Source organism: Undibacterium sp. Xuan67W, assembly GCF_049340165.1.
In the GTDB taxonomy this organism is placed as follows: Bacteria; Pseudomonadota; Gammaproteobacteria; order Burkholderiales; family Burkholderiaceae_D; genus Undibacterium.
The window spans coordinates 90,612-116,424 of the sequence record NZ_JBMPPN010000014.1 but is presented as its reverse complement, the minus strand read 5'-3'; the positions used below and the strand labels follow the sequence as shown (position 1 = coordinate 116,424).

Below are 25,813 nucleotides of genomic sequence, written 5' to 3'. Positions count from 1 at the left end.
GCCACGTTCAGTGACTTGTTTAATCGCTTCTGCTTTGAATTCTTCAGTGAATCGACTCTTTCTCATGATGTACTTCCTTCTCAGTTTTTGACATTATTAAATGTCTACTGAATTAGGGGAAGTCCACACCTCCCCGTATTCAGTAGCAAGTGACTTTATTTTTCTATCTGGTATGGATCCGCTCTAATTCAACATTCGCCAATGCAAGAAGATCGTAGGGAATTTATCAATGAATAAATGGGTTTATCGAATTGTACTGGCTGTCATTTTGATCGTTATTTTGGACTATGGAATTTCATATTTTTATATACCCACAACTGAAAGTTACAAGGTTGCTGTTACCTACGTCAACGCAGATAAATCTGTTCTAAGTCGTGTTGGGGAAATTCAGACAATTAGGTTTATCCCGTTCGATTATAAATATTCAAACGATTCCGCTAGAGAGGTCTATGTGCTTCGGTTAGCGGTTATAGGCAGTCGTGCTGAAGTCAATTTATTAGTACAAGAGATCAAACACGACGATCAGCAATTAGGAGTGACTGCACTTCATATCTTAGGACAGAAAGAAGGCTTTCCGTACATGGGATTTGAATTTGATTGACAAAAAAATACATAAAGTAGGACACATTTCGTTCGTCAGAGTGAGTGCGATCTAATTATGAACATGGCGTCAATTCATCGCCATCACTGCAGGCGAATGGTGACGTCAAATATCCAGGTACGGCGAATTTCGATCACGTCGTACTGGCGCGCCAGAGCGGGCGTGAAAGCGGGATACGGCGCCTGGCTGGCCACGACTTTTCGTATTGCGTCGTCGATAGAGGCGACACCGCTGGAGACGACAAAAGTCACTTTCTCTACAGAGCCGTCTGCGCGGATTGCGACTGTCACTAAAGGCTGGACATGGGGTTGTTTGACCACTTCGCGAACCATGTCAAATGCCATGTTTCTTTCAATCTTCCGGCTCATCGCTTCTGCGTAGAGTACGAGATCGGCGTTTGCGTCGGCGCGTCCAAGTAGCCAGCCACGGCGAAGACTGCTCACCGAGGGCAGCAGCGTGCGTGACGGGTTTTTCAATGCGGCATCGCGCTGAGCGGCTTCCTCGTTGAGTTGCCTCCCGATGGCGCGCAGCCGCTCTTCACGCGTCGTCTCATATTCCGTCCGCTCCCGCTGCACTTGCGCTAGTTTGTCCTGCTCCTGTCTTGCCTGCTCTTTTTGTAGTGTCTCTTTTCGTAAATTTTCTTGACGCAAACTCTCCTGTCGCAGACTCTCTTGCCGGGCAAGTTCCTGACGTTCGGCAGCTACACGCTCGGTCTCTTTACGTGCTGCTTCGCTTCTGGCTGCTTGCTCTGCGCGCGCGGCGTCTTGTTGCAGCTGCTCTTGCCGCGCTGTGTCGAGCTGGGTTTGCCTGATCTGTTCTTGTCGTGCAGCTTCTCTGCGACTGGCTTCCAGTCTGGTCGCTTCAGCTTTGGCAAGTTCTTGTCGAGATGTTTCTTGCTCAGCCTGTTCGGTTTGCCTTGCCAACTCTTTTTGTGCCGTGTCTCGTCGCAACTTTTCTTGTTGCGCAAGTTCCTGACGTTGGGTTTCAAGGCGCTCAGCCTCTTTGCGCGCCGCTTCGTTTTTGGCAGTTTGTTCAGCGCGTGCAGCATCTTGTCGTAGCTGTTCTTGCCGCGATGCGTCGAGCTGGGCTTGTCGGATTTGCTCTTGTCGTGCCGTTTCTTTACGGTTCGCTTCTACTCTTGAGGCATCAGCCCGGGCTAGCTCTTGTCGAGCGGCCTCCTGCTGAATCTGTTCGGTTTGCCTTGCCTGCTCTTTTTGCAGTATCTCTTGTCGCAAATTTTCTTGGTGAAAACTCTCTTGCCGCGCAAGCTCCTGACGTTCTGCCCTCTGGCGTTCGAGTTCCAGTTGAGCAGCTTCATTTTTCGCGATTTTTTCAGCGCGTGTAGCGTCCTGTTTTACCTGCTCTTGCTGCTTGTTTTCTCGTTGAGCGGTCGCTATCAGTTCTGCTTGTTTCAATTGTTCGGTGTTCTGCTTCTCGCGCTCAAGTGCGATCTGTTCAGGCGCTTGTTCTTGGGTATCTTGTTTAACCGGTTTCGGCGGTGAGCTGTCCGCATTGATTGGTAAGGAAGTTTTATTAACCTGAGCAGGCGCGTTTTGCGCCACAGAAGTCATCGCTACTACCGTTGGTTGCGGGTCGAATCGCTTCTGCGATGTCATGACCGGCTCCGCAGGCGGAGCGGGGACGACTGTCGGTGTTGTCGCGGATGTTGGCGGAGGTATCAATATCGGAGTGATTTCGCTGTGTTCCACTGAGGGATCTGACATCGTCATTGATGTGAGCTGACCCGACGCGGTGGGCGTGTCTACAGCGCTATGCTTCGCCTTGGGTAGTTCAGCTGGTTCTGGTGCTGATGTCGAGGTTGTGGGCTGCGCTGGCAGAAGCAGGACGAGTAAATCGTTGGCTACCAGCCGCCTTTCCTTCCAAGGAAAGTTAAGTCCGGGAAGCCCGAACGCCTGACCACCCAAAGTGATGCTCAACAGCAGCGCGTGAGCTATTAAGGAGAGCAGCAGCGCAGCGCTCAATCGCGAGGGTTCATTCTGAAAGAAAAAATCAGTTCTCAAATGTCAAACCCTTTGCGCAGATGCGGACGACGTTCCTCGCGTTTCTGCCAGCTTATAATTGGTTCATACGTCGCTAACTTATGTCGATGTCACCGTCGGTGAAAACAGCATTATTGTTGCTTAATATTTGTTGCAATTTCGATTACATGTATTTTACAGGCAGTCGCGTGGTAAATGAAAAAATTACGTCATTTGTGATTGCATATTAGGTCGATAGCCCATTGTGTCTCTATGTCACCCCGGCGCTTTTTTAAGCAAAATTCCATGTTCTTATCCTGATAATGGAAATTGCTGATTTCACTTAAGGTAGCGTGAGCAGACATCGCATCATTTCGGAAAAAAACACATTGAAACGACGCGTCATTTTTTTGTAAATTGATGTGACTAGCATCAATATTCAATCAGAATATAGTCTCAAATATCAATTACTCATAGGGAGTATATTTTTATTGCCTATGTAAATAATGCGGAGTGAGGCATTTTTATAGGGGTAAATAAGGGAGTATATGAATTTCGTGTTATTTGCTTGCATCCGCCAACATGTAGAAATCCGGCGTTTGCTCCAGATATAGGTTTACTTGGTTTTCCCCTGATCGTCCGTATTTTTCAGGCCAAGCATGGTTTTGATTTTCTCTTTTGCGGCGACTAGTACTGCCGCACTGATCGCGGCGAGTATGCCTAGATACAGTTTGTTGATTTCATCCCAGGTTTGCCTGACGAGATCCCAGAAACCATTTTGCACATTGTTCTTGATGTCGACACTCACGGTGATCTCCGTATCCTGAGCAATCACGGACTTTGGTGTGCCGCTGCAGTCCTCGGATTTATACAGTTCGACCGTGGCACTGACTTTAAACTTGCCTAGTTTTTTTGGGGTTAATGAAAACGGGATTTCAGAACCGGACGGCGTGAGTTCGGTGCAGTCTTTACCTATCGCTTTCCATTCAAAATCGGGCGCAATCGGAACGATCTTTGCAGATCTTTTTTGTGGATCGACGCTGAAGGTTTTTTGTGTCTCTGCCTGACCCGTTTCTTTGGCGGGCACATTGCTCGCCAGTCCTACCCATACCTGCATCTCGCCTGAGCTTTTCATCGGGATTCTAGTATCGGCTCTGACGCGCGCTAGATAAAGTGCTTCGCTGTTGTTTGAGCTTGGGCTAGTGGCTGAGTTGGTAGCAGGACTGGGATTGTCGCCGCCCCTGGCGCTGGCGGCTGCCGGTTTTTCTGGTTCTTCGCCCACTGCGGCCCGCGTCGCTTTGTGTGCTTTTTTGTGTTTCTGGTTGGTCGCATGATGCTGGCCTGTGACGGCGACTGCTCCCAACTCTGGCATCGCAGCGGGCGGCTTAGCGGTGTCGCGATACGGTGCGGCTTGAGCTGGATATGCCGGATACGGTGGTGGGGCAGGAGAGGGGGGAGGCGGTGATGCATGTACAGTTGCCGGTGTTGGTTCTCCAGTTGTATGAGCTGTTAGCGGCGTATCGGATGCGCAGCCGTTGAGCGCAGTCAGCAGGCACAGAAGCAAGCTCAATCTGGTTCGCATGAGATGTCCTTTGAGGCGCGATCAGAAGGCGCCAGTGACTTCTATTATATTGATAAATTTACAATTATCAATGATTTTTATTTGTTCGCTAAGTCTTGGTCGCCGGCACTATGCGCTGGACGGTGAGGGGTGGATAGTAGTTCTCAATCGAAACTTCTAACAAACCCAGAATCGATATGCATGAAGTGACTTACTCCTGTCTTTTCTCTACGTCTCCGTGCCTCTGTGTTGAGAGGTCTCGTTTTTTTGCGTCGGTTCCGTCGACGTGAATTTTATTTTGGAGGTTTTAGAAGTTTCCAAGACGATACACGCAATGTTGATGCGCCTCCCAGGCCTAAAACACGTTGTAAGGCGCGCCAGTGCTGCGGATCAATCTGAGAAACTGTGTAATCCAGAGATATTTTATATCGCTCGCTCGGCAAAGACTTCTTTTGCAGTAAACATGCCATTCAATGCCGCGGGAAAGCCTGCGTAGACCGCCATCTGGGTGATGATCTCGATAATTTCTTCTTTGCTGCAGCCGACATTGAGTGCGCCGTGAATGTGGACTTTTAGTTGAGGCTGGCAATGACCCATCGCTGTCAATGCGGCGACGGTGGCGATCTCCCGGCTTTTGAGATCTAGACCGGGTCGCGAATAGATATCGCCGAACGGGAACTCAATGGTGTAGCGGGCCAGATCGGGGGCGATATCGCTGAGTGCATCGATGACTTTTTGACCGGCGTCGCCATCGATTTCTGCGAGTTTGCTTAATCCGCGCTGATACCGGCGGGTATCGGTATCGCTTGATGCGATGGCGCCATGGCTGGTGTCTGAGATTGAGGTGCTGTCGGTCATGCTGCTCTCCTGATGCGAAGGGTGTTAAGGGAAAACAGCAGCGTAGACCTGAGAGCGGACTCTCAGTCAATAGGGTTTGTGCTACATATCGTATTTGATATTGAGTTATTTTTTCTTCGAGATGTTGGTCGTCGCGACGATTGCATTTTGGTACCAGCGAATTTTTTCTTGTAGCTGGGCGTAGTGCTCTTGCTGTAGTTGGATTTGTGATGCCAGTCGCTGTGCATGAACGTCTAGCATGTGCTGTCGGGCTGACAGTGTTGTTGCGCCTTGTGATCTCAGCGTCGCATAGGCGAGGATGTCGGCTAGCGGCATGCCGGTATTTTTTAATCGTGTGATGAATTCCATCCAGAGAATGTCGCTGTCGCTAAAGTCGCGATGCCCGCTTGCCGTTCTCCGCACATCGGGGAGTAAGCCGATTTTTTCGTAGTAGCGAACAGTGTGCGGACTGATGCCGGTGCGACTGGCGAACTCCTGAACATTCATTGGTGAGTCCAGATAGTGGTGGTGATTGCGGTCATTTGATAGAGGTCTTTATCTATTGCGCCGATTGTGTATCTATTGCGGTCTGGCGCATTTGAGCCAGACTCATACCGGGAGTAATCAGGTTGCCGTCATAACGCAATTCAATCAGTGCCGGTAGCTGATGAGTGCGGGTATGAGTGAGTGCGCGTTGCAGAGCGGGAGCGAATTCTGCCGTGGTGCTGACGACTTCGCCGCTGGCGCCGTAAGCGCGTGCCAGTGCGGCAAAATCGGGGTTGTGCAAGTCGGTACCGGAGACGCGTGCCGGGAAGGTTTTTTCCTGATGCATGCGGATGGTGCCGAACATGCCGTTGTTAAACACAATGATGATCACACCGGCCTGATATTGCACAGCGGTGGCCAGCTCCTGGCCGTTCATCAGGTATTCGCCGTCACCGGCAAAAGTAATCACGGTACGTGCAGGATCAATGATTTTGGCGGCAATACCCGAGGGGACGCTGTAACCCATGGCGCCAGAAGTCGGTGCCAGTTGTGTGCGCCAGCCACCATAGCGGAAATAGCGATGCGCCCAGGTAGCGTAGTTACCTGCGCCGTTGGTGATGACGGTGTCTGCGGGCACTGACTGCATGATGTCTTGCACGACTTGCCAGAGATTCAGCGGTGCTTGCTCGTTCTTAAAAATCACCGGTTCTTGTTGCCATGCCAGCAGTTCTGCGCGTGCTTCTGCAACTGTATGTTGCCAGGCGCTGGCATCGAGTGCTGCCATCTCGGCCAGACACTCGGCGATCTCTTGCATGCCGCTGTTGATCATCAGATCTGCCTGGTACACGCGGCCGAGTTCCAGCGCGTCGCTGTGAATGTGGATGAGTGTCTGGCGAGGGATTGGCGCTTCCAGGATGGTGTAACCGCTGGTGGTCATTTCGCCGAGGCGCGGGCCGATGGCGATGATCAGATCCGCTTCCTGCACGCGTTTTGCGAGCTTGGGATTGATGCCGATACCGACATCGCCGACGTAGTGTGGATGGGCATTGTCCATCAGATCCTGAAAGCGGAAAGCGCAGGCGACTGGCAACCGATTGCTGACGGCGAAGCTGGCGATATGCTCGCAGGCTTGCTTGTTCCAGCCGCCGCCGCCGAGCAGCACGAGCGGTCGTTGCGCGTCGGCTAGCAGACGGCGAAATTGTGCAAGCAGACTGCTGGAGGCTGAGGCTTGTATCGGAGTGTAATGGCGGGTGTCAGCGACGTCGGCAATTGCGGACAGGCAGTCCTCTGGTAATGCCAGAACGACGGGGCCGGGGCGGCCACTGGTGGCGACCTGAAAAGCCCGTGCGATGTATTCGGGAATACGATCGGCGCGATCAATTTGCGCTACCCATTTCGCCATCGGCCCGAACATGCGGCGATAGTCGATTTCCTGAAAAGCTTCCCGCTCAACAAAGTCATTACCAACCTGGCCGATAAATAAAATCATCGGTGTTGAATCCTGATACGCCGTGTGAACGCCGATGGAGGCATTGGTGGCACCGGGGCCGCGCGTCACAAAGCAGATGCCGGGTTTGCCTGTCATTTTGCCATAGGCGTCTGCCATGAATGCTGCGCCACCTTCTTGACGGTTGACGATGAAACGGATGGGACTGTCATGCAGCGCATCCAGCACCGGTAAATAGCTTTCGCCCGGTACACCAAAAATCGTATCGACGCCATGCACTTCTAAAGCATTGACGACCAGCTGACCACCAGAACGCGATTTAATCATGACAATAAGACCAGTTCGGAAAAACCCATACGCTAGCAGAAAGCGCTCGCGTCGTGCTGGCTTTGCGCCGGAAATAGAGCGGTAGTTGTGCAGGATCAGGGTATTTCGATGTTGCGTCGCATCATCCCTGTAGCTGGTACAATAGCGCCCGAAGCAGGCCAGACAATCGCTGGCTTTGGTGTGAGCCAAAGCGGGAGGAAGGTCCGGACTCCATAGAGCAGGGTGACGGCTAACGGCCGTACGTTGAAAGCCAGAGCGCAAGCCGAGGTATAAGACGAGGAATAGGGCCACAGAGACGAGCGTATTTAGTTACGGTGAAACGCGGTAACCTCCACCCGGAGCAATTTCAAATAGGCACGCGTTGAGGCGGCTCGCGGAGCGTGCGGGTAGAAAGCTTGAGCGGCGGAGTAATCCGTCGCCTAGAGGAATGATTGTCATAGCACGAGGCAGCAATGCGCAGTGCCGTAACAGAATCCGGCCTACCGGCCTGCTTCATTTTTTATCTCGTATCCATTTATATTCCCACGCACTGCCATCAGGCTCGCACACTTGCATAAACCGACATGGTTTTCGGAGTAGTGGTAACGCTCACAAAAAACCATCAGACTGCTTGGCAATTCGCTGCCCTTGGCGCACTATTGTTAAAAATCCAGTGTTACACTGATAATAGGTCTCTACCCGTTTAGACTCATTCGCACTCCCGATGTAATTGTTAACCGACCCTAAGGTAGCGCATGGAGAGAAAAGCAAGTAATCGTCAATGGCGTGATTTGCCGACGCTGGCTTTTTTGGTGTTTGTCAGTTTGATTGTAGTCGCGATTATGGCGCAGACCTGGTGGTCGATTGTTCAGGATCGCCAGCTAACGCTGAGCGGTGCACAAGAGAACAGCTATTTAACCGTGCGTATTCTGGAAGAGCATGCCAGTCGTATCTTGCATGATGCCACTCGCGCCATTAATGCCGCCGCAGAAGAAATCCAAAGTGATACGGAGCCGGCACCTCACGATGAGGTTGATGTCCGGAAAATCCTGATCAATCAGCGGCAGGATTCCCCCTTTTTGCAATCGCTCTCCATTGTCGATACCAAAGGTGTCTTGTGGGGCACCTCATTTCAATACCCGGCCGAACCTCAAAATATGCGCAGTGTGGCGTATGTAAAAGAGTTGCTGGAGCATCCTGAGAATCATGAAATTGTCACTGGCAAGCCGATGCAGTTGCCTAATTCCAGTCGCTGGGTATTGCCGGTAGCGAAAAATATTTTTAACCAGCATGGCCAGCACGTTGGTATTTTGCAGGCATATATCGGCTTGGTTTATCTGCGCGAGTTTTATGAGCGTCTGGCAAAAGATGGTGGTGCCGTCATTTCTCTGCATGATGAACAGGGCAATATATATATCCGTGCGCCGAATGATCCCGTGTATCTCGACCAGAACGTCGCCAAGTCCTTATTGGCAAATAAAATTCGTTCGGATACGGTAGAGGGAAGTGTGCAGGATGGACCCTTGATCGGCGGTGATGCACAATTGATTTATACCTACCGCAAGACCAAGGATTTTCCTATTGTCTTGGTGTATGCCAAAGACGTAGAGGTGATTCTTGCCAATTGGCGGGATCGCGCAAGGCAAAAACTTATATATGCCGTATTGACGGTCTCCTGCATTCTGGCGTTCATCTTTCTGCTGCTAGGAAAAATTCGCCGATTGCGAGGTTCTTCTGAGGAGCTGAGTGCCAGTGAGAGTCGATATCGGATGTTGTTTCAAGATGCTGAAGATACAATTTTGCTGATCAATCGTGACTATGTGTATGTCGACTGTAATGCAGCCGCTTTGGAGATGTTTGGTGTAACGGATCGTGCCGAATTGCTGAATAAGCGAGCTGGCCGTTATTCGCCAGAAGTACAGCCAGTCAGGCATTTACCTAGTTTGCAAAGAGATCGTCTTATCGAGACGCTGGTGGATGCAGCTTTTGCTGGAAAGGTACAACACTTTGACTGGATCGTGACGCGTAAAGGTGTTTTGCTGTATAGCGAAGTGACGATGAGTAGGGTGGAGATTGGCGATGAAAGCCTGATTTTTTGTGTGATGCGCGATGTCAGTGCCAGAAAATCCGTTGAGCTGTTACTTGAAGGGCAAAATCAACTATTGCAATTGATCGCAACTAGTGAGGATATGTTGATTATCCTGGAGTCGATTTGCCAATTTGCAGAAAGATTGTCGCCAAATTGGTGTTGCGGCATTCAGTTGCTAGGAAACGAGCAACATAGTTTTACCATGTCGGTCGGTAAGAATTTTCCGGAAGTACTTAGGTCGCAATTGGATGGCATGTCCGTCACTTTTGGAAATGGTGTGTGGAGTGAGGCGATCTTAAATGCGTCGCCAGTGTGGATATGTAAACCACAGGAGTCAACGTCGATGCAGTTTGTCAATGAGCTTGAGACGCTGATGGAATTTCCTAGTTGCGGTGCCTGGCCTATTATGGGGAAAAAAGGACAGTTGCTGGGCAGTTTCACATTATTTTCTCGTTCTGCGGACTTGCTCAATGATCACCAATTAAAATTAATCGGTATTACGACGGATATTGCAAGTATCGCGATCGAAGGTCGCCGCTCGGAAGATAAGATACTCAAACTGGCACATTATGATGAGCTGACCGGATTGCCCAATCGGTTTTTATACAGCCAGCATTTAAGTAAGTCCCTTGCTCATGCCGAGCGCAATCGGAGTCGCCTCGCTGTCTTCTTTCTTGATCTCGATCGTTTTAAAAATATCAACGATACTTTCGGACATGACGAGGGTGACACCGTATTGCGTAATATTTCGCAGCGTTTCAAGCAGTGTTTGCGTGAATCGGACATTATTGCCCGCGTTGGCGGGGATGAATTTATTTTGCTGGTTGATCAGTTCAGTGATCCGAAAGATCTCGGTGACATCGCTGACAAACTCTTGTTTGAAGCATCTTATCCGTTTGATCTGCATGGACAGGAATGTCAATTGAGCGCAAGTATCGGGATTGCGACTTTTCCCGATGACGGACGTGATCCGCAAACCTTGCTAAAAAATGCAGATATCGCGATGTATCGTGCCAAGAACAAAGGCAAGGATAACTATCAGTTTTACGCTTCTGAAATGAATGTGCATACGGTTGAGCGTCTCGCATTTGAGGCACGGCTCAGGCGCGCGCTGGAGCGGCGTGAGTTCGTGGTGTATTACCAGCCTAAAGTGAATGTTGCGTCGGGCAGAATCGTCGGTGCCGAGGCGTTAGTGCGTTGGAACCATCCTGAGCGCGGCATTCTCTTTCCCGGGGATTTCATTACGCTGGCAGAAGAGGCTGGCCTGATCGCTCGCCTCGGGATGCTGGTACTGGATATCGCGTGCCGTGATGTGCTGGCATTCCGTGCCGCGGATAAATCCTTTGGCAGGGTCGCCATCAATTTATCAGGGGCGCAGTTCAATGATGTACATCTGCTGGAAGAAGTGAAAAGCGTGGTCGATTTCTGGCGGGTGCACCCTAGCTGGATAGAATTTGAAATCACTGAAAGCATGGTGATGCATAATCGCGACCAGGCAATTGTCCTGATGGATGGCTTGAAAGAAGCAGGCTTTACATTGTCCATCGATGATTTTGGAACCGGTTATTCATCTCTGGCTTACCTGAAGCGCTTCCCTGTGGATAGCGTCAAAGTTGACCGATCCTCCATTAAGGATATCCCAGGTGATCCGAACGACACGGCGATTGTGCTTGCGATTGTGGCGATGGCGCATACCTTGAGCCTGAAAGTCATCGCCGAGGGGGTAGAAACGGAATTGCAATTAGAGACTTTGCAAGCCAACCGTTGCGATGAATATCAGGGCTTTTATTTTAGTAAAGCGGTTCCTGAGAGCGAATTTTTGCAGCTCTTACAGCGTCAATATGTGACGGAGACGCAATAAACACTGGTTTGCTACTTGCCTTTGGTCTTGTCCCACTCATCTCTGATCTCCCGTTTCTCTGGTAATTCCCTCTCCGCCCAGCCGATTTTGCCCACATACTGCCTGGGTTTAACTCAAGTCGTTCGCACTTGGATTACTCTCGCTTCTCCCTTTGCTTGCTTCCGGCATTTCTCTGACGCCCTTTTGGGTAATCATTATTTCCATATAGCATCGGCATTCAGGCGTTAGTGGGGGCTTACATCTTCTTCGCAAATATGGGAATTAAGGTATTTTCAGACAAAGTGTTTTTTGATGAAACACATGGGTATATATGAGGCGCTACTTTCAGTATGTATCGTAAGTGCCTAATTTATTGGAATATTCTTCTTTTTATTGCTTGAGGAGTCTACGCTAAGTCCTTGACTTCATTAAAGAATTTCACATTTTCACTCCTGAATTCGCTTGACCCGGCTTAACTGATCCTCTAAAGTGGGCAATAGTGTGAAAAAGTGTATTTTTGTGGTGAATATTTTTTATTTCCATAGAAAAATAATTCTCAAGTTCAGGGTAAAAGGCATAGCGTGTTCCAAGGGGCGTCCTCACTTAATCTCGATGCAAAAGGCAGAATGACTGTGCCTTCCCGGCATCGCGACGCCCTGAGCTTGCAATGCGAGGGACGCATTACCCTGACCCGTCATCCAGATGGTTGTCTCCTGCTTTTTCCTCGTCCTACCTGGGAAGCGCATCGTGAAAAAATCGCGGCTTGGCCGATTCAGGCGCGTGACTGGAAACGTATTTTTCTTGGCAATGCTTCTGATGTCGAGATGGACGGTGCGGGTCGCATTTTGGTAGCGCCGGAATTACGTAGCGCCGTCAGTATGCAACGCGATGTCATGTTGCTTGGTATGGGTACGCATTTCGAAATCTGGGATGCGGTACGACTTGCCGAAAATGAGGCGAAAGCCATCGCCAGCGGTGCGCCTGATGCGCTCAGCAATTTCTCCTTCTGAGCAGCACATGATAGATAGTCCAGCGCAAGAGTTAACACACCAGACGGTGTTGTTAAACGAGGCCGTCAATGCACTTGATCTGAGTGGCGATCGCGCTGCCAGTATCGTGGTAGATGGCACGTTCGGTCGCGGTGGTCATAGCCGCAAAATCTTAGAGCATCTCAATCCTTCTGGTCGTCTGATTGCTTTTGATAAAGACACTCAGGCCATTGCCAATGCACAGCAAATTCAGGACCCTCGTTTTGTCATCGTCCACGACAGTTTTGCCACGATGGCGGACGCATTGGCCGACATGGGGATTGCCAGTGTCAACGGTATTTTGATGGATCTGGGGATTTCTTCGCCTCAGGTGGATGATGCTGCACGTGGCTTTAGTTTTAGAGCCGATGGTCCGCTGGATATGCGCATGGATACCACACGTGGTATTTCGGCGGCAGAGTGGCTGGCGACCGAAGATGAACAAAAAATCAGGGAGGTTATAAAAAATTATGGGGAAGAACGGTTTGCTTTTCAGATTGCAAAGGCGATTGTTGCTCGCCGGGCGATCGAGCCCATTTCAAGTACTCGACAACTTGCCGAGATCGTCGCAAACACCGTCAAAACTCGCGAGAAGGGCAAAGACCCGGCAACTCGCACCTTTCAGGCTATACGGATTTTCATCAATAAGGAACTGGAAGATCTCGAAATAGGACTGGCTGGTGCCTATGAGCGTCTGGCGCCGCATGGCCGGATGTCGGTGATTAGCTTCCACTCGCTGGAAGATAGAATAGTCAAACAATTCTTCGCCTCGAAAGTGACGCTGACCCAGCCGGATCGTCGCTTGCCAATCCGCTCAGTTGATTTGCCGCAGCCAGAGATGCGCCTGATTGCCAAGATCAAGCCATCGGATGCAGAGGTCGCGGCGAACCCGCGAGCACGTTCTGCGATACTGCGCGTAGCAGAACGTTTGCCGGGAGTGGTGCGGTGAGTACGCGACTGAATTTTTTACTCGGCGTGATTCTGATGTTATGCGCATTGTCTCTGATTAACTCTCAATATCAGGCGCGTCGCCTGTTCATCGAGTTAGAGCGTGCACAAACGCAAAGTCGTCAATATGAATTGCAGTGGACGCAACTCAAGCTGGATCAGTCTACATTCGGTAAGCACTCTCGTATCGAGGCGAACGCCAGTAAAGAACTGAACATGGTGCCGGTGACGCCTGATCGCACCCAATATTTGACCGCGGTGGGGACAAAGTGAGTCGCGCTTCCCCTATGTCACGCACCGCTGCTGCTAAGGGCGTTCCCTTCTCCTCAAGCCCTTTGCTGGCAGTGAAGTTGCCGGTCTGGCGCTCGCGTCTGGTGCTGTTCTTCTTGTTCGCTGCATTTCTGGCGCTGATTACGCGCGCCTTGTGGCTGCAGGGAATGAGTACCGAATTTTTGCAAAAACAAGGCGCAAGTCGCTACGCCCGTACGCTGGAGTTACCTGCGACACGCGGCCGCATTACCGACAGGAATGGACAGGTGCTTGCATCATCCGTGCCTGTTAAAGCGATCTGGGCGATTCCGGATGATGTCCTGGAAGCGCCAAAAGAGAAGCTGCATCAGCTTGCTGCTCTACTCGATATGCCTGAATCTGAACTGCGTAAAAAACTGGATTCCGACCGCCAGTTCGTCTATCTGAAACGTCAAGTCGAAGCTGAAGTCGCGGAAAAAATCGTAGCGCTTGGTATCAACGGTATTGAAACGCGTAAAGAATATAAACGCTTCTACCCGGAGGGCGAAGTCATGTCCCACGTGGTTGGTTTTACGAATGTCGAAGACATTGGCCAGGAGGGTATTGAGCTGGCGTCAGAAAAAAATCTTGCTGGCAAGACCGGTAGTCGCCGCGTCATTAAAGATCGCCTTGGCCGTATTGTTGAGGATATCGAATCGATCCGTGAGCCACATGACGGCAAAGATTTAACTCTCTCGATTGACAGCAAGGTTCAGTACATTGCCTATACGCATTTGAAAGAAGCAATAGAAAAGCACAAAGCGAAGGCAGGTGGTGCGGTGGTATTAGATGTTAAAACCGGTGAGGTGCTGGCACTGGTTAATTTACCCTCGTATAACCCGAACGATCGCTCAATTTTAACTGGCGCGCAACTACGTAATCGTGTCATGACCGATACGTTTGAGCCTGGCTCAACGATGAAGCCATTCACCGTTGCATTAGCCCTAGAAACTGGTCGCGTTACACCGGATACGCAAATCCAGACAGCACCTGGCAGCATGACGATTGGTAAGGATACTATCCATGATGCCCATAAACAGGGCGTATTGACTGTTGCACAGGTCATACAAAAATCATCGAATATCGGTACGGTAAAAATGGCATTACAAATGCCGCCACAGGAAATGTGGGAAATGTTCACAACTGTCGGCTTCGGTCAGCAGCCAAAATTTGGCTTCCCCGGCGCGGTTGCCGGGCGTTTGCGCAACTTTAAAACCTGGCGTCCAATTGAGCAGGCGACCATGAGTTATGGCCACGGTGTTTCTGTTTCTTTGATCCAGATGGCGCGCGCTTATATGATTTTTGCCCGTAACGGCGACATGATTCCTTTGACGTTTCAGAAATCATCGGATCAGCCCGTCGGTCATCGTGTGATTTCAGAAAAAACTGCCCAGCAATTACGCATGATGATGGAGACCGTGACTGAGCCGGGTGGCACCGCTACACAGGCGCGTATCGCCGGATATCGTGTAGCGGGTAAAACCGGTACGGCGCATAAGATCGAAGGCGGTAAGTACGTCAATAAATACGTCGGCGACTTCGTCGGTTTTGCGCCGGTATCGAATCCCCGTGTCATCGTTGCGGTCATGATCGATGAGCCGACAACTGGTGGCTACTATGGCGGCACAGTTGCCGCGCCAGTATTCGCCGCAATTACTGCGAATATTTTACGCTCTATGAACGTCCCCCCGGATTCCAGTGTCATCAACATTATTCCTGATAACAGTGTGCAGGAGAGTATGTGATGGCCAATCATAAAGAACCAATGACAGAAATTTTAAAATGGCTGCGTCAGCTTCCAGCCGTAACACCGCGTTCGCACTTGAGTTCAGATTCTCGTGCGATTGCGAAGGGCGATGTGTTTTTTGCCTTCCCTATCAACGGTGCTCATGGGGTGAGTGGTGACGGTCGTCGCCATATTCAAAGCGCGATCGATAATGGCGCCGTTGCTGTCGTTTACGAAGCCGACAATTTTTCCTGGGATGCGAGTTTGGCCTTCCCGCATCTCGCAGTAACCGGATTGCAGGGTCAACTGGGTTCAATTGCAAATGGCTGGTACGCCGAGCCTGATCGCGACATGGTGACGATCGCCGTTACCGGCACTAACGGGAAAACCTCGTGCTCACAATGGCTGGCAAAGGCGCTGTCACTGACGGGTAAAACTAGTGCCGTTATCGGTACTCTGGGCGTCGGCAATTATAGAGACGGTGTACTGGCGAATCTGGTTGAGACTGGCTTTACGACTCCTGATGCGATACAGCTGCAGCGCCGGCTGGCAGATTTGCGTGACACGGGAGCTAAAGCGCTGGCGATCGAAGCATCGTCGATCGGCTTGCATCAAGGTCGTTTGAACGGTTTGCATTTTGACGTCGCTTTGCTAACGAACCTGACTCGTGATCATCTCGATTATCACGGCGATATGGATGCTTACGCGGCAGCTAAAACAGCCTTGTTCGACTGGCCTGATTTAGGTGTTGCCGTGCTCAATCTAGATGATGCTTATGGTGTCGAGCTGATACAGCATCTGAAAGCGAATGAGCCTGCTAAGCAAGTAAAGACCCGTATACTTGCCTATAGCCTTGAGCAAAAACAGCACGACGCTGCCGAAGTTATCTATGCCCATAATATCCGCACCCATCATGCGGGAACCAGTTTTCATGTTGATTCTCCGTTTGGATCCGGACAGGTCAAGACGCAAATGATTGGTCGCTTCAACGTCAGTAATATCCTCGGCGTATTGAGCGTGTTATTGGCAACTGGCGTGACCTGGAGCAAGGCACTCAGCGTGATTGAAAAACTGACCTCGGTTTCGGGACGTATGCAGCAATTAGGGACTGCCGGCCATGTGATGGTGGTGATCGACTACGCACATACACCGGATGCTTTAGAAAAAACTGTCCAGACTTTGTTGCAGGTGGCTCAAGAGCGTCACGGCGAATTATGGTGTGTATTTGGTTGTGGTGGTGACCGGGATCCGGGTAAACGTCCGCAGATGGGCAAGATTGCCGAACAGGCACATCATGCGGTAGTCACCAGTGATAATCCACGAACAGAAAGTCCTGCCGCCATCATTGCTCAGATCCTCCAAGGGATGAGTAGTACGCCGCATGCAATCGAAGACCGAGCGTCTGCAATTCTGTATGCAATCAAACATGCTGGCAATAATGATGTCGTCCTGCTCGCAGGTAAGGGGCACGAGAGCTATCAGGACATTAATGGCAAAAAATGGCCATTTTCTGACGAAGAACATGCAGCCTTGGCATTGGCAACCGTTGCTACCAGCGGCAATATGAAGAGGAGTAACTGATGCAGGCAACTCTTCAACAATTGTGTGCTGTAGTGAGTCATGCACGTTTACATAGCGCGGTTGCGAGCGGTGCAGACAACACCGCACTGACAGGATTAACCACCGATAGCCGCAAAGTGACTATAGGTGATTTATTTGTTGCCTTGCGCGGTGAACATTTTGACGCGCATGATTTCTTGACGGATGTTGTAGAAAAAGGTGCGGTTGCTGTTGTGGCAGAACAAGTGCCGGCGGGTCTGGGTGTGCCTGCACTGATCGTGCCGGACACTTTATTGGCATTGCAGGAAATCGCTCGTTACTGGCGGCAGCAATTTAGCTTGCCTGTCATCGCCGTGACAGGCAGTAACGGTAAGACTACTGTAAAAGAAATGATTGCTGCGATTTTGACTGCCTATGTAGGCGAAGAACATTCGCTTGCAACCAGTGGCAATCTGAATAACGAGATCGGCGTGCCATTGACGGTATTGCGTTTGAATAAGGCACATCAGGCTGCTGTGTTCGAGCTTGGTATGAATCATCCTGGCGAGATTGCAGTGCTGGCGTCGGTAGCGCAAGCGACAGTAGCCATGGTCAATAATGCACAGCGTGAGCATCAGGAATTCATGCAGACCGTACAGGCGGTAGCTGAAGAAAATGGAACCGTATTACGGCAGTTACCCGTCAGTGGTGTCGCCGTATTTCCAGTAGACGATACCTATTCAGACTTGTGGCGTGCTTATGCTAACGAGACTGGACAACGCAAGATTGTGACGTTCGGCTTGAGCGCAGACGCCGATGTCAGCGCGACTTATCAGGTGCAAAGTTTCGGTAGTGAACTGCAGATGCGTATTGGTGGCAATGACATCAACATCAAGCTTACTGCCGCCGGGGTCCATAACGTGCGTAATGCGCTTGCTGCCGCAGCTTGCTGCCACAGTATTGGTGTCCCGAACGAGGTGATTGCTACGGGCTTGCAGGCGTTTAGTCCCGTCAGTGGGCGTTTGCAAAGTAAGCAGGCCCATAACAATGCACGTATTATTGATGACACCTATAACGCAAATCCGGATTCAGTGCGGGCCGCAATCGATGTGCTGGCACCTTCTGCACAATCAAGCATCCTGGTGCTTGGCGACATGGGCGAGGTTGGTGATGACGGCGTCGCTTTTCATAATGAAATTGGACATTACGCCCATGAGCGTGGCATTGCACAGTTGTTGACGCTAGGGGAATTGGCACAGCACACGGCACAAGCTTATGGCGCCGGTGCGCAACATTTTTTTGATGTGGCTGAACTGTGTAGCGCGCTTGATGCCGCAATTGATAGCAATAGCACTATTCTGATCAAGGGTTCCCGTTTCATGAAAATGGAACGCGTCGTTGCCCATCTGACTAAACAACAATCAATAGGAAGTCATTAACATGTTGCTTTGGTTAGCACAATTTTTCAAACAAGATATTGGCCTTTTGCGGGTCTTTGGATTTATTACTTTTCGCGCGGTGTTCGCGACCTTGACCGCGATCTCTATCGGTATTTTTGCAGGCCCCACGGTGATTCGCATGCTGACCCGCCTGAAGGTCGGACAGGCCGTGCGCACCGATGGTCCGCAAACACATCTGGTTAAATCGGGCACACCGACGATGGGCGGCGTCCTGATTCTGATTTCTATCGGCATCTCAACTTTGTTATGGGCCGATCTGAGTAATCGCTTTGTATGGATTGTCCTGATTGTGACTCTGGGATTTGGCGCAATTGGTTGGGCGGATGACTACCGCAAAGTGGTTTATAAAGATCCGGAGGGAATGCGTTCCAGAGAGAAATATTTCTGGCAATCAGTGATCGGAATTATTGCAGCCTTTTATCTCGCATTTACCGTGTCAGCTCCGTCGAATACCAAGGTGCTGGAATTATTTATCGCTTGGGTGCAATCCGGTTTCAGTATGGATCTGCCACCGAAAGCCGATCTGATCGTGCCGTTCTTTAAATCGATCAGCTATCCCCTGGGTGTCTGGGGTTTTATCGGTCTGACTTACTGTGTCATTGTGGGAACCAGTAATGCCGTGAACTTTACCGATGGTCTTGATGGTCTGGCGATCATGCCTACGATTATGGTCGGCTCTGCACTGGGCTTATTTGCGTATCTGACGGGTAATGTCGGCTACGCTAAATACCTGTTGATACCGCATATACCGGGTGCTGGTGAACTATTGATTTTCTGCGGTGCGATGGCAGGTGCTGGTCTGGCTTTCCTTTGGTTCAATGCCCATCCTGCACAGGTCTTTATGGGCGATGTCGGTGCGTTGGCACTGGGGGGGGCGCTCGGCACGGTGGCGGTGATCGTCCGTCAAGAAATTGTTCTGTTCATCATGGGCGGTATTTTCGTGGTGGAAACCGTATCGATTATTTTGCAAGTCGGCTACTTTAAATTTACCAAGAAGCGCTACGGTGTTGGTCGCAGATTGTTTTTGATGGCGCCCCTGCATCACCATTTTGAACAAAAAGGTTGGAAAGAAACGCAGGTTGTTGTGCGTTTCTGGATTATTTCGATGATGTTGGTCCTAGTCGGTTTGTCTTCGCTCAAGCTGCGTTAGCCTTTGCTGAAACAGTAGCTGATCCGGCTCATCATAAAGCGACAGAATTAGTAAAAAATAGAAGCAAAATTAGCGACATAATTAAAAAGAGCATCATGAATTTTTCTGGCAAACACGTATTGGTATTAGGTCTGGGCGAGAGCGGTCTGGCCATGGCGCAATGGTTATTGCGTTGTGGTGCCCGTTTGCGTATTGCCGATACCCGCGCCAAGCCGGACCGTCTCGAAATAATCAATGCTTTGTCGTCTGAGATTGAATTTGTCAGTGGCGAATTTGCGTTGACCTTGCTAGATGGAATTGACGCGATTGCCGTTAGCCCAGGTTTATCACCTCTGCGTGAAATAGCAAATTTGTTACCAGAGGCAAAGCAAAAAAATATTCCGGTGTGGGGTGAGATTGAGTTATTCGCGCAAGCCTTAGCGGACTTAAAAGCCGAGCGTGATTACTCGCCGAAAATCATTGCGATCACAGGTACAAATGGCAAGACTACAGTAACCAGCTTGGTGGGCTTACTCTGTGAACGTGCTGGTCTGTCTACTAAAGTTGCTGGCAATATCAGTCCGGCTGTACTCGATGTATTGCGTGAAGAATTAGAGCGCGAAGCCCTATCACATGAAGGTCTTGAGTGCGGTGAGTTGCCGCAGGTCTGGGTACTCGAATTGTCCAGTTTTCAGTTACATACGACTTTTAGTCTTGAGCCAGATGTTGCGACGGTATTGAATATCACGCAGGATCATCTGGACTGGCATGGCGATCTGGCTGCCTACTGTGCGGACAAAGCGCGCATTTTTGGCACGCAGGCGGTACAGGTACTGAACCGTGACGATGCTCTGGTAATGGCGATGGCGCGTCCAGATACCAATGCGATCAGTTTTGGTATTTCTGCTCCAGAACATGCAAACGATCTGGGTTTGCTAAGCGAGCATGGCATGACCTGGCTAGCTGCAGCAGTTGCCAGCGAGGACGTCGCACCTGTAACAGGTCGCCGCAAGAAAAAAGAAGTTGAAGAGATTCCCTTCGCGATTGCCCGTCTGATGCCGGTCGAAGCATTAAAAATTCGCGGACAACACAATGCCTGTAACGTCCTCGCCGCATTGGCGCTCTGTCGGGCGATTGGTTTATCGTTCGCGCCTTTGCTCCACGGCGTGCGTGAATATCAAGGCGAACCGCATCGTGTCGAAGTCGTGGCGACAATTGCTGGCGTTACCTACGTCGATGATAGCAAAGGGACGAATGTAGGCGCGACAGTCGCAGCCCTGAAAGGATTGGGCCAGGAGCTCAGTGCAGGAACGGACTTCAATAAGCGCATCATTCTGATCGCCGGAGGTGACGGTAAAGGGCAAGATTTTTCTCCTTTGGCCTCTCAGATTACGCAGTTTGCTAAAGCTGTTTTACTGATAGGAAAAGATGCGCAGGCAATTCGTCAGGCAATTCAGTTCAATAGTGAATTGACGCAGGATGTAGTCACCGATCATGCAACGTTGGAATCGGCTGTGCAGGCAGCGGCTGCGCTGGCAAATGAGGGCGATGTCGTCTTGCTATCACCTGCCTGCGCTAGTCTGGATATGTTCCGTAACTATGGGCATCGCGCACAGGTTTTTGTGGACGCCGTGAAAGAGATCGGCCTCTCCAGCGGTGAGGTGTTCTGATGAGGCAAGCCATTCTGTCACTCGTAGCATCATCAAGTAAGTGGCTGCCATTTTCGGCAGAGCCAGTTGCTGCGTCACATTTGACGAAACGCTCGACGATGATGGAATACGATCAGCCCCTGGTGTGGGTTACTTTGATTCTGATGGTGTTCGGTATGGTCATGGTGTATTCCGCATCGATCTCACTGCCGGATTCACCTAAATATGCGAATTATAAAAACACCCACTTCCTGATGCGCCAGGCGATGTTTGTTGTCGTGTCTCTGATCGCCGGATTATTTGTATTCAGAATCCGTATCTCAACCTGGCAAAAAATCGCGCCATATCTATTTGTAGCGACCTTGATTTTGCTGATTGCCGTCTTGATTCCGGGACTCGGTAAGGGTGTAAATGGTGCCAAACGCTGGTTGTCTTTCAAGGCATTTAATTTGCAACCATCGGAATTGATGAAGCTTTTTGTCGTTTTGTACGCTGCAGATTACACGGTTCGCAAACAGGAATATATGCATAAGCTGACCAAAGGTTTTTTGCCGATGGCAGCGGCAGTCGGCGTGGTGGGCTTGCTACTGTTACTGGAGCCGGATCTCGGGGCGTTTGGTGTGATCGTTTGTGTCGCCATGGGTATTTTGTTTTTGGGCGGCATCAATGGCATTTGGTTTGGTGGTATTGCAGCGACCCTGGTGGGAATTTTTAGTTTGGTAATCATGTTGTCACCGTGGCGTCGTGAGAGGATATTTGCCTATCTCAGCCCATTTGATGATGACCATGCGCTGGGTAAGGCGTATCAGTTGACGCATTCTCTGATTGCATTTGGCCGTGGCGAATTGTTTGGCGTCGGCCTTGGTGCGAGTGTCGAGAAATTGCATTATTTACCGGAAGCACATACCGATTTTTTACTTGCCGTGATTGGTGAAGAGTTGGGTTTTGTCGGTGTTCTGACAGTAGTTTTGTTGTTTTACTGGATTCTGAAACGCGCGTTTGAAATTGGTCGTCAGGCGATTGCTCTTGACTTAACTTTTGCAGGCTTAACTGCGAAAGGTATTGGTATCTGGATCGGTGTCCAGGCTTTTATCAATATGGGTGTGAATCTAGGTTTGCTGCCGACAAAAGGCCTGACCTTGCCATTGATGAGCTACGGTGGTTCCGGTGTCCTGATTAACTGTGTCGGTCTGGCGATTTTACTGCGAATTGATTATGAAAACCGTGTCCTGATGCGCGGGGGACGGATATGAGTGCAAAGAAATTATTAATTATGGCCGCAGGAACCGGCGGTCATATTTTCCCCGGTCTGGCCATTGCCGAAACGATGCGGGCGCGTGGCTGGCAAGTGTCTTGGCTTGGCACCACTACGGGGATGGAAAACCAGATTGTGCCTAAGCACGGCGTGTCGATGGATACGATTGCTTTCTCAGGAATGCGTGGAAAAGGATTGCTGCATAGCCTGACGGGTGGACTGAAACTGCTCGCCAGTTTTTTTACATGCTTGCGTATTGTAGGAAAGCGTCAGCCTGATGTCGTGCTTGGGATGGGTGGTTATGTCACTGTGCCTGGCGGAGTAATGGCGGCGTTGTGTGGCAAACCTGTTGTGCTGATGAACGCTGACGCTGCTCTACTCTTGTCGAACAAATTATTGCGTCCGATTTCAAAACGCGTCTTGTTTGGTCTGCCTTCCAGTGATCATGCACCGGATAAAAAAATTCAGGTCACGGGCAATCCGATTCGCAAGGAAATATGTGCACTGGCGACACCGGCGCAACGTTATGCAAACAGAAGTGGCGCTTTAAAAATACTAATTGTTGGGGGTAGTCTTGGTGCGCAGGCCTTGAACGATAGCGTGCCCGCTGCATTGGCGTTGATTCCTGAGCAGGACAGACCACAAGTGACGCACCAATCCGGGAAAAAACATATTGATGCTTTGCGTGCACGTTATGCGGCTGAGAATGTGGTAGCGGAAGTGTTAGATTTTATTGATGATATGCCGCGTCGCTACGCAGAGGCGGACCTAGTGATTTGCCGTGCCGGTGCGATCACGGTGTCTGAACTGACCGCCGCAGGCGTGGCAAGTATTCTGGTGCCTTTTGTCGCATCAAGTACTTCACATCAAAAAGATAATGCGCAATGGATGGCGGAACAGAATGCCGCTATTTATTTGCCCCAAAGCGAATTGAGTGCAGCAACTCTGGCAGCAAAACTACAGAGCATGAGCAGAGCGCAATGCTTGTCCATGGCTGAGACGGCATATGCCTTAGGGCAGCGGCAAGCCAACGACACTATTGCACAAGTGTTAGAACAATTGGCTTGTACTAAAGAGTTAGCCAGTTAGTAAACTAGATGCGATCGACCTATAAAACATAAGCTATGAAACATAAAGTTAAACATATTCACTTCGTCGGCATTGGCGGCTCAGGGATGAGCGGTATCGCAGAGGTGTTACTGAATCTGGGATATACGATTTCCGGATCCGACCTGGGAACTAACGCGGCATCACAGCGATTGGCAAATCTGGGTGCCAAGGTCATGCTCGGCCATACCGCTGACAATATCGCCGGTGCCGATGCGATCGTTACTTCTACCGCCGTCAAAGCAGATAACCCGGAAGTTATCGCCGCCCGCGAAAAACATATACCTATCGTTCCGCGTGCAGTGATGCTGGCAGAGTTGATGCGTCTGAAAAGTGGCATCGCAATTGCAGGTACCCATGGCAAGACAACGACTACTAGTCTGGTTGCCAGTATTTTGGCCGAGGGTGGTTTCGATCCTACCTACGTGATCGGTGGCCGTTTGAATAGTGCTGGCGCTAATGCCAAACTTGGTAGCGGTGATTTCATTGTTGCGGAAGCTGATGAATCCGACGCATCGTTTTTGAATTTGTTACCGGTGATTGAGGTCATTACCAATATTGATGCTGATCATATGGAAACGTATGAGCATGATTTCGGTAAATTGAAACAAGCATTTATTGAATTCACACAACGACTGCCGTTTTACGGCGTCGCGGTGTTATGTCTCGACGATGTGCATGTACGTGAAATCATGCCGTTTATTTCTAAGCCTATCGTGACTTATGGTTTTCATGAAGAAGCCGATATCCGCGCCGTGGATGCAAAAGCCGTCGGTGGTGTGATGCAGTTCACGGTAATTCAGGACGGTTATGAAGCAATGCAGGTCAGCCTGAATCAACCCGGTATGCACAATGTACAAAATGCTTGTGCAGCGATTGCGATTGCACGTGAGGTCGGCGTGGCAGATGAGGCAACCCAAAAAGCATTGAGTGAATTTCATGGTGTTGGCCGTCGCTTCACGCGCTATGGCGAGATTAACTTAGCTGACGCCGATGGTAAATCCGCAGGTAGCTTTGCGTTAGTCGATGACTATGGACACCATCCGGTAGAGATGGCGGCAACACTGGCAGCTGCTCGCGGTGCCTACCCTGGTCGCCGTCTGGTACTGGCGTTTCAGCCGCATCGATATACCCGTACCCGTGATTTGTTTGAGGACTTCGTCAAAGTTATTTCAACTGCCGATGCGGTTGTTCTGGCCGAAGTGTATGCCGCAGGCGAAGCACCTGTTGTCGCTGCTGATGGTCGTGCTCTGGCAAGAGCCTTGCGTGTCACAGGCAAAGTAGAGCCTGTTTTTGTCGAGGCGATACAAGATATGCCGGACAACATTTTGCATGTACTGAAAGATGGTGACGTGTTGATCGTCATGGGCGCTGGCTCGATCAGTGCTGTACCAGCCAAGCTGGCTAATGCCGGTGACAAGTAAGGTAGAAATTCGAATCAACATCAAAATCAACATCAACATGTGCAGGACAAATGCAGGACAAATGCAGGCAAGAAAATAGTAACAGCAGGTCATGTAAAAACATTGAATCTACATATTGAACTTAAGCAGAGATGCCGTCATGAATGACATTGAGAATGTAAAAGAATTAGGTAAAGTTGGCGTGCTGTTTGGCGGACGTTCCGCTGAGCGCGAGGTATCTATCATGTCTGGTACTGGTGTGCTGGCAGCACTGCGAAGCAAAGGTGTTGATGCACACGGGTTCGATACGGGTGAACGCAGCCTGGCGGAATTAGCTGAACAGCAGTTTGATCGCGTCTTTATTGCCTTGCACGGTCGGTTTGGCGAAGACGGTAGTTTGCAAGGTGTGCTGGAACAATTGAGTATCCCTTACACAGGCAGTGGCGTGATGGCATCGGCGATTGCAATGGACAAGATTTTTACAAAAAAAATCTGGCAGAGCCATCAATTAACCACCCCAGCTTATGAAGTGTTAAATGCCGAAACTGAATTGCGCCTGGTCCCTGACCGCCTGAGTCTGCCTTTGATTTTGAAACCGCCACATGAGGGGTCGACGATCGGTATCACTAAGGTGAATGGTTATTCGGATATGCAGGAAGCGTATGCACTGGCAGCGCAGTTCGATGACGAAGTATTGGCTGAACAATTCATCTTGGGCCGCGAACTGACCGTCGCGATTCTTGGTACGGGTAAGCACGCATATGCTTTACCAATCATTGAGATCGTTGCACCGGATGGTAACTATGATTATCAGAACAAATATTTCACCGACGATACGCAATATTTATGTCCCGCTCCGTTAGACGCAGGCTTGACGGCAAAAATACAAGAGATGTGTGTTGATGCTTATCGTGCCGTAAATTGCGAGGGCTGGGCACGAGTTGACGTGTTATTGCGTAAGTCTGATAACGAGCCATTTTTGATTGAAATTAATACCTCACCTGGGATGACGGGGCACTCACTGGTGCCAATGGCGGCGCGCGCGGTCGGGATGAGTTATGAAGATTTATGCGTCACGATTTTGCGGTCGGCAAGGTTGAAAATGTCCAAGGGCAGTAAAGAAGGTAATAAGTAA

General features: G+C 50.2%; 19 protein-coding genes and 1 other RNA gene. 15 read left to right on the top strand and 5 right to left on the bottom strand.

From position 1 onward, the window contains the following. The first annotated feature begins 229 nt into the window (after positions 1–229). On the top strand, positions 230–601 hold the full coding sequence (locus ACO0LE_RS13700) for a hypothetical protein (protein ID WP_422960907.1): 372 nt from the start codon (positions 230–232) through the stop codon (positions 599–601). An 83-nt stretch (positions 602–684) separates the two neighbouring features. On the opposite strand, the gene ACO0LE_RS13695 is transcribed toward ACO0LE_RS13700, so the two are convergent. The 5 genes from ACO0LE_RS13695 to ACO0LE_RS13675 form a co-directional block, all read right to left on the bottom strand. Continuing rightward, positions 685–2,538: a TonB C-terminal domain-containing protein gene (locus ACO0LE_RS13695; protein WP_422960906.1), complete on the bottom strand. Its 1,854-nt coding sequence runs from the start codon at positions 2,536–2,538 to the stop codon at positions 685–687. A 658-nt stretch (positions 2,539–3,196) separates the two neighbouring features. Beyond that, positions 3,197–4,162, bottom strand: coding sequence for a hypothetical protein (locus tag ACO0LE_RS13690; RefSeq protein ID WP_422960905.1), 966 nt, complete (start codon positions 4,160–4,162; stop codon positions 3,197–3,199). A 402-nt stretch (positions 4,163–4,564) separates the two neighbouring features. After that, positions 4,565–4,999, bottom strand: a complete 435-nt coding sequence (locus ACO0LE_RS13685) for a carboxymuconolactone decarboxylase family protein (RefSeq protein ID WP_422960904.1) — start codon at positions 4,997–4,999, stop codon at positions 4,565–4,567. Between the two features lie 105 nt (positions 5,000–5,104). Beyond that, complete coding sequence (locus ACO0LE_RS13680; protein ID WP_422960902.1) at positions 5,105–5,485, bottom strand: MerR family transcriptional regulator; 381 nt, start codon at positions 5,483–5,485, stop codon at positions 5,105–5,107. 52 nt (positions 5,486–5,537) lie between these two features. Continuing rightward, positions 5,538–7,238, bottom strand: a complete 1,701-nt coding sequence (locus tag ACO0LE_RS13675; RefSeq protein ID WP_422960901.1) for a thiamine pyrophosphate-binding protein — start codon at positions 7,236–7,238, stop codon at positions 5,538–5,540. Positions 7,239–7,388: 150 nt separating this feature from the next. On the opposite strand from ACO0LE_RS13675, the gene rnpB reads away from it, so the two are divergent. From rnpB to ACO0LE_RS13605, 14 genes are all read left to right on the top strand, one after another. Next, positions 7,389–7,736, top strand: an RNA gene (gene rnpB, locus ACO0LE_RS13670) — RNase P RNA component class A. 236 nt (positions 7,737–7,972) lie between these two features. Then, a complete protein-coding gene (locus tag ACO0LE_RS13665) occupies positions 7,973–11,167 on the top strand; it encodes an EAL domain-containing protein (RefSeq protein WP_422960900.1) in 3,195 nt (1,064 codons plus the stop codon). 560 nt (positions 11,168–11,727) lie between these two features. Next, a complete protein-coding gene (mraZ, locus tag ACO0LE_RS13660; RefSeq protein WP_422960899.1) occupies positions 11,728–12,156 on the top strand; it encodes a division/cell wall cluster transcriptional repressor MraZ in 429 nt (142 codons plus the stop codon). Positions 12,157–12,163: 7 nt separating this feature from the next. Further along, entirely contained in the window at positions 12,164–13,123 is a 960-nt protein-coding gene (gene rsmH / locus ACO0LE_RS13655) for a 16S rRNA (cytosine(1402)-N(4))-methyltransferase RsmH (RefSeq protein ID WP_422960898.1), read from the top strand. Beyond that, complete coding sequence (gene ftsL, locus ACO0LE_RS13650) at positions 13,120–13,395, top strand: cell division protein FtsL (protein ID WP_422955726.1); 276 nt, start codon at positions 13,120–13,122, stop codon at positions 13,393–13,395. The genes rsmH and ftsL overlap by 4 nt, the downstream gene beginning before the upstream one ends. A gap of 14 nt (positions 13,396–13,409) precedes the next feature. Beyond that, positions 13,410–15,155: a peptidoglycan D,D-transpeptidase FtsI family protein gene (locus ACO0LE_RS13645; RefSeq protein WP_422960912.1), complete on the top strand. Its 1,746-nt coding sequence runs from the start codon at positions 13,410–13,412 to the stop codon at positions 15,153–15,155. Beyond that, positions 15,155–16,717: a UDP-N-acetylmuramoyl-L-alanyl-D-glutamate--2,6-diaminopimelate ligase gene (locus tag ACO0LE_RS13640; RefSeq protein WP_422960897.1), complete on the top strand. Its 1,563-nt coding sequence runs from the start codon at positions 15,155–15,157 to the stop codon at positions 16,715–16,717. Before ACO0LE_RS13645 ends, ACO0LE_RS13640 begins: the two co-directional genes overlap by 1 nt. Then, positions 16,717–18,114 (top strand): UDP-N-acetylmuramoyl-tripeptide--D-alanyl-D-alanine ligase, encoded by a 1,398-nt coding sequence (locus ACO0LE_RS13635; protein WP_422960896.1) that lies wholly within the window; start codon positions 16,717–16,719, stop codon positions 18,112–18,114. Before ACO0LE_RS13640 ends, ACO0LE_RS13635 begins: the two co-directional genes overlap by 1 nt. Before the next feature lies 1 nt (position 18,115). Next, positions 18,116–19,285, top strand: coding sequence for a phospho-N-acetylmuramoyl-pentapeptide-transferase (mraY, locus tag ACO0LE_RS13630; RefSeq protein WP_422960895.1), 1,170 nt, complete (start codon positions 18,116–18,118; stop codon positions 19,283–19,285). Positions 19,286–19,380: 95 nt separating this feature from the next. After that, positions 19,381–20,934 (top strand): UDP-N-acetylmuramoyl-L-alanine--D-glutamate ligase, encoded by a 1,554-nt coding sequence (gene murD, locus ACO0LE_RS13625; protein WP_422960894.1) that lies wholly within the window; start codon positions 19,381–19,383, stop codon positions 20,932–20,934. Between the two features lie 98 nt (positions 20,935–21,032). Next, positions 21,033–22,166 (top strand): putative lipid II flippase FtsW, encoded by a 1,134-nt coding sequence (ftsW, locus tag ACO0LE_RS13620; protein WP_422960911.1) that lies wholly within the window; start codon positions 21,033–21,035, stop codon positions 22,164–22,166. After that, positions 22,163–23,257 carry an undecaprenyldiphospho-muramoylpentapeptide beta-N-acetylglucosaminyltransferase gene (gene murG, locus ACO0LE_RS13615; RefSeq protein ID WP_422960893.1) on the top strand — a complete coding sequence of 365 codons (1,095 nt, stop codon included), beginning with the start codon at positions 22,163–22,165 and terminating at the stop codon, positions 23,255–23,257. Before ftsW ends, murG begins: the two co-directional genes overlap by 4 nt. Before the next feature lie 35 nt (positions 23,258–23,292). Next, a complete protein-coding gene (gene murC, locus ACO0LE_RS13610) occupies positions 23,293–24,699 on the top strand; it encodes a UDP-N-acetylmuramate--L-alanine ligase (RefSeq protein ID WP_422960892.1) in 1,407 nt (468 codons plus the stop codon). Positions 24,700–24,838: 139 nt separating this feature from the next. Beyond that, positions 24,839–25,813 carry a D-alanine--D-alanine ligase gene (locus tag ACO0LE_RS13605; RefSeq protein ID WP_422960891.1) on the top strand — a complete coding sequence of 325 codons (975 nt, stop codon included), beginning with the start codon at positions 24,839–24,841 and terminating at the stop codon, positions 25,811–25,813.